Annotated in this window: 4 protein-coding genes and 1 pseudogene; 2 read left to right on the plus strand and 3 right to left on the minus strand. The window is 58.8% G+C overall.

From position 1 onward, the window contains the following. Positions 1 to 141 precede the first annotated feature (141 nt). A pseudogene (locus ABYV89_RS13995) lies at positions 142 to 984 on the plus strand (IS110 family transposase); the annotation flags it as partial. Between the two features lie 695 nt (positions 985 to 1,679). Here the strand turns inward: ABYV89_RS13995 and ABYV89_RS14000 are convergent. Continuing rightward, positions 1,680 to 2,417, minus strand: coding sequence for a DUF4197 domain-containing protein (locus ABYV89_RS14000; protein ID WP_432823562.1), 738 nt, complete (start codon positions 2,415 to 2,417; stop codon positions 1,680 to 1,682). Between the two features lie 583 nt (positions 2,418 to 3,000). On the opposite strand from ABYV89_RS14000, the gene ABYV89_RS14005 reads away from it, so the two are divergent. Continuing rightward, the gene (locus ABYV89_RS14005) at positions 3,001 to 4,473 is read left to right on the plus strand and encodes a deoxyribodipyrimidine photolyase (RefSeq protein ID WP_432823563.1); all 1,473 of its coding nucleotides are present in this window, start codon (positions 3,001 to 3,003) and stop codon (positions 4,471 to 4,473) included. A gap of 63 nt (positions 4,474 to 4,536) precedes the next feature. Here the strand turns inward: ABYV89_RS14005 and ABYV89_RS14010 are convergent, their stop codons facing one another. Beyond that, the gene (locus ABYV89_RS14010) at positions 4,537 to 4,863 is read right to left on the minus strand and encodes a hypothetical protein (protein WP_432823564.1); all 327 of its coding nucleotides are present in this window, start codon (positions 4,861 to 4,863) and stop codon (positions 4,537 to 4,539) included. Between the two features lie 478 nt (positions 4,864 to 5,341). Then, on the minus strand, positions 5,342 to 5,530 hold a 189-nt coding region (locus ABYV89_RS14015), incomplete at its 5' end, for a hypothetical protein (RefSeq protein WP_432823565.1).

Genomic DNA, 5,530 nt, shown 5'->3' on the forward strand with positions numbered 1-5,530 from the left:
CGACTTTGTTCAGTAGAGTCTTGATCAGCATTGCTTTTCTTTTGTGGAATGGATTGTTTCTCGCAAAACCATCCTAATCCCACAGGGGGAAGCAATGCTCTAATTTTTCTGCCACCTACCCACAGATTCTGCGGAGGAGGCCAGAGTGGCAACCGAATCAAAAACGATCGCCGGGATGCCCAAATGCTTGCCCGCCTGCATCGGGCCGGTGAACTGTCTCCTGTTTTTGTACCTCTTGCCGAAGATGAAGCCATGCGGGACCTCACCCGATCAAGGGAGGACGCCAAGGCATCGGAGAAAAAAGCCAAGCAGCGCATTTTGGCTTTTCTTCTTCGGCACGGACACCGTTTCAGCGGGCGAACACCCTGGAGTCAGGCGCATATGCGCTGGATCGCGGGGATCAAAATGCCTCATCCGGCCCAGCAGATCACTCTTCAGGAATATGTCGGCGCGTTCACTGAATGCACCCGTCGCGTGGAGCGCCTTACGGAGCAGATCCAACAACTTTTGCCCCAATGGCGAATGTTTCAGGTAGCTAAAGCCTACCAATCCCTGCGAGGCGTCTCCTTGATCGTGGCAGCCACAACCGTTGCTGAGATTGGAGATCTGAAGCGCTTTGAGAGCCCCGTTGAACTGATGTCCTATCTCGGTCTGGTTCCTTCGGAGCACTCCAGTGGCGAGAAGACGAAACGGGGCTCCATCACTAAAACAGGCAATGGTCATGTGCGCCGGGTCCTGGTGGAAGCCTCCTGGGCCTACCGCCTTCCCGCCCGGGTCAGTCGGGAGTTGCGCAGACGACAAGAAGGTCTGTCGCAAGCGATTTGCGATATTTCCTGGAAAGCCCAGCTCCGGCTTTGTGCCCGCTACAAACGAATGCTGGCGAAGGGCAAATCCAAACAGGTGATCGTGACGGCCATAGCCCGAGAACTCTGTGCCTTTATGTGGGCAATAGCCCATGAAGTTGAAATTCCGGCCGCGGCATAACGAACCTCAAACTTAACCCTTTTAAAAACCGGCTGGAGAAAGCGTATCGAAGCAAACCCAACATTCCAGGGCAGTTACAGGGGCGCAACCGCGGTCAGGAGAACCCTCGAGGACACTATTGGATAAGGCCTTTGGCCGAACTCACGTTACTAGAGAGAGGCAGCTCCGCGACGAAGACAAGTCTGGCGGTACCCAACCCGCGAATATCAGTCTGATTAGCCGTCGCAACATAGGTTCCGCCTCTGAAAGTGCCCTGGAACATAACCGCAAAAAAACCGCTGAAAAACAGTTGGGCAGGGAACGTTTTTCCTCTTGACAACTGTCAGCCATATCAGTGTTCTATTGTTGAATAATTTATTTGCATTGCTTTCCGGTATTTATTATATTGTCGCGAGAAACAAGCTTTCGATTGTGTCTCAATAGTGGAACGGTGTTTTCTTTATTCTGGATGGGGTGGCCCGCCGACGGATGAACCGCTGGCGCCCGCTTGCCAGCCCTCAAACAAAGGAGATCGATCATGGTAACTTTTCTGACCGTTGTTGGCTGTCTTGCCGGTGGAACCCTGGCCATTCAGCTCATGGCCTGGATGACGGCGCCGAAAAAATAGACTTTGACGGGTCGCCTGTTCAGCGCAGTCGAAAGAAAAATCCCCGCGAGATTTCGCGGGGATTTTTTTTCTGTTAACGGGAAGGCGGTCAGCTTCGTGGATGGATGATCGACTGGAGTTCGTCGGAGGGCATGTCGATGGTCTCGCGTATGCGCAGCTCTTCGGCGCCCATGGCCTTGAAGATCCCTTCCACGGCCTGTTGGGTCACGTATTCCCCCAGGTCGGCTACCGGTTCGTCGAAGGTCGGTTCGCCGACCGGGCGGCTGACCGCTTTCTGCGCGCGAAAAGCGTCGAGCAGTTCGGTGTACTGCTGCAGGCCGTTGTCTTTGGTCAGGCTATCGAGAACGGCGGGGGCCAGTCTTTCGCGCAGCTGGCCGGCGGTTTTTTCTTTGAGTCGTTCGGTTGCGGCGGTGCCGCCCGCTTTGAGCAGCTCCTTCGCTTCGTCGACGGTGAGTTGGTTGAGGGCGGCTTCGAGGATCGGCCCGGCTCCGGGGACGGCGGTTTCGGCGGCCCGGTTCATCAGCACCACCAGGGGGTTGCTTTCGGGCTTGTAGGCGATATCGCGGGCGAGGTCGAGGGCGACGGTGAGTGGCGGCGGCAGCAGGATGCGCACCAGCGGGTTGTCGAGGTAGCCGCCGGGCTTGGCCAGGCCGTCGACCAGGGTGCGGATGCCGGTGCCCAGCGAGGCGACCAGCTGGGTGGCCAGGCGGGCGTGGATCTGCTCCTGGGCCAGGTGGGTGATGTTCTGTTGCAGGTTGGCAAAGGGATTGGCGCTGCACGACACGAGCAGCAGCACGGCCAGCAGGCTGGCGGCGAGGCGGTACATGGTCTGGGGCTCCTGAAAAAGGGGTTGATTGACTCATGAAGATGGGCAGGCAGGACCTGACATGAGCCAGCGGCATAGTATCAGGAGTCGCTGAAAAAAGGGAGCGGGATTTTGCCGGGCAAAATTAATTTTACCGGGCTTCTCCGGCCCGGCGCCGTATCGACCTGTTCGATTCACGTTTATTGTGCGCAGGGCGGGGTGGTGATAGAGTTGGGTTGAACACTAATCAGTGGCTCAGTCAGCCACCGCTATATCATTCCAGTGAATTTCTATGTGTTCAGTCGGTTTCGGCTAAAACCCTGGGGTTTCGCCCCCAGACGGCGACTTACTCTCTTTGCTTGCCCAAAGCGAGTAAGCAGAGAAAGGGCACCCCGCTCCTTGCCCTTCGGGTACCCTTCGCTACGCAGACGTTTTGAGGGCGGACAAAAACTCGCTTCGCTCAAACATTTGTCCGCCTGTTACTCAAAACGGCCACGCCGCTTCGGCCGCGTCACAGGGGCGGGGTGGGCAATGCCTGTCCTTGGGCTTTCCACAATCTTCCTGCTGTGCAGGTGTTTTGTGCCTTTTAGATCGGGATGCCTCCATGCAACAGGTTCCAGCCATCCGCCTGCGTTCCCTGAACGCCGCACCGGTCAACCCCGACGGTGACTTCGTCCTCTACTGGATGACGGCGTTTCGTCGGCCGTTTTTCAATTTTGCCCTGCAGTGGGCGGTACAGCGGGCGGTGGAGCTGCGCAAACCGCTGCTGATTCTCGAGGCGCTGCGCTGCGATTACCCCTTTGCCAGCGACCGCCTGCACCGCTTCGTGCTCGACGGCATGGCCGCCAACGAGCGGCATTTCGCCGGCCGGCCCTGTCTCTATTATCCCTATGTCGAAGACCATCGGGGCGAGGGGGCTGGGCTGCTGGCGGCGCTGGCCGGTTCGGCCTGCCTGGTGGTGGCCGACGACTCTCCGGCCTTTTTCCTCCCCCGCATGCTGCTCTCGGCCGCCGGCCGGGTGGAGGTGGCGCTGGAGGCGGTCGATGGCAACGGCATCCTGCCGCTGCGCGCCGCCGACCACGATTATCCCACCGCCTACGCCTTTCGCCGTTTTCTGCAGAAGGTGCTGCGCGGCCACCTGCTCGATGCCCCCCTGGCCGATCCACTCTCCGCGGTCAAGCTGCCCGGGCTCGAGGCGCTCCCGTCTGAAATCGCCGGGCGCTGGCCCCGTGCCGGCCGCGAGCTGCTGCAGGGGACGGCGGCGGCGCTGGCCGCGCTCCCGATCGATCACCGGGTGCCGGTGGTAGAGACCCGGGGCGGTTTTACGGCGGCGGGGGAGGCTCTCGAGCTCTTTGTCGAGGAGCGCCTGCCGCTCTACGCCGAGCGGCGCAGCGAACCGGAGCAGCGCGTTACCAGCGAGCTCTCCCCCTACCTCCATTTCGGCCATATCGGCAGTCACCAGGTGCTGGGGCAGGTCTGTGAAAAGGAAGGCTGGGATATCGGCCGGCTGTCGCCCGAGAGCCGGGGCAAGCGCAGCGGCTGGTGGGGCTTGAGCCCGTCGGCCGAGGCCTTTGCCGACCAGCTGGTCACCTGGCGCGAGCTGGGGTTCAACATGTGCGCCTTCCGCAGTGACTGCGACCGCTACTCGTCGCTGCCCGACTGGGCCCGGCAGACGCTGGGGCAGCACCGGGACGATTTTCGCCCCTATCGTTACGCGCTGGCAGATTTCGAGCAGGGGCGCACCCACGACCCGCTGTGGAACGCGGCGCAGGCCCAGCTGGTGCGCGAAGGGCGGATGCACAATTATCTGCGGATGCTGTGGGGGAAAAAGATTCTCGAGTGGAGCGAAAGCCCCGAGGCGGCCCTGCGGATCATGCTGGAGCTGAACGACCGTTACGCGCTGGACGGTCGCGATCCCAATTCGCTCAGCGGCATCTTCTGGTGCCTGGGGCGCTACGATCGGGCCTGGGGGCCGCAGCGGCCGATATTCGGCAAAATCCGCTACATGAGCTCGGAGAATACGGCCCGTAAATTTTCGCTGAAGGGTTTTCTTGCGGACTACGGGCCGGCCGGTTGAGCGTGAGGAAGCGCCGGTTGGCAGGTGTTGCCGGTTAGTTCATGCTGCGGGAAGAAGAGGGGGTCAGAATTTGATTTTGAGACCGACGCCGAGATTGCCAAGGGTATCCGACTCGTAATCCGGATCATCCAGGGGGTTGGTCTGGTTGCAGAGTAAAAAGATCGAAGCCGAGTCGCTGATGGCAAGGCCGCGTTCTTCGCTGAACAGGTTTGCTACCTGCTCCAGTACCTCGATGGGCGTTTCCGCCGGCTGCGGGGTGCCGTTGCCGGTGGCAATGGCGGTCTGGTTGAGTCGCAGCTGGTGGGGCTGGCCTGCGGCGCTTTGTGTAGCCAGCGCCAGCGGCAGCAGCAGGGTCAACAGCATTACCAGGATTTGAGTTGATCTTTTCATCGTGTCCTCCACTCTCCCCTTCGCGTACTCCTCTCTAGAGCAGCAACCATGCCTGCTTCGGCTTTTGTTCGGGTTATTATTTTCTTAGCCACCTTAATTCATTGAAATGGCTGGGCTATATTCACAAAATTAAAAATTATGCTGGGCCGGTGAGTTGCCACCTGCCGCTCGCAGTTGTGGCTTATCTGCAACAGGCTGTGACAGCTTTGGTCAGTTCTTCGCGAAGAAAGACGTAAGCAGGATAGTTTGGTTTTCAGGTCATGTCAGGCGGAGTTGGCCGCTGCATGTGATGCCTTTGATGATTTTGTCTGTTGCGAGGAGTTCTGATTGTAGAGCGTTTTTGCATGGATTTTGAACGGGCGGGTAAATCGAACGTGGCAGCAGTTAGACGCCAGGATTGGAAAACGCCGTTTTTAGTTGTTCAGATGAACTTTGGCAGCATATGGGGTCGGTTTTATTGAAGGTAGCAGGGCTGCGTTTACCAAGCTTCTGCTCCGGTGAGCTGAAGCTTCTTAACCCCATCATAATCGCAAAATTTGGCAATTGCACTGTTTCCCATTTGGGGCTTCTTCCCCCATATCGCAGGTATTGCTACCGGGACAAAGGTAGAGAGGTCAACAGAGAGCCCGAAGTTCATACAAGGCACGTACTCATCCGTTTTGCCGAC

It is taken from the genome of Trichloromonas sp., from assembly GCF_041583255.1.
In the GTDB taxonomy this organism is placed as follows: Bacteria; Desulfobacterota; Desulfuromonadia; order Desulfuromonadales; family Trichloromonadaceae; genus Trichloromonas.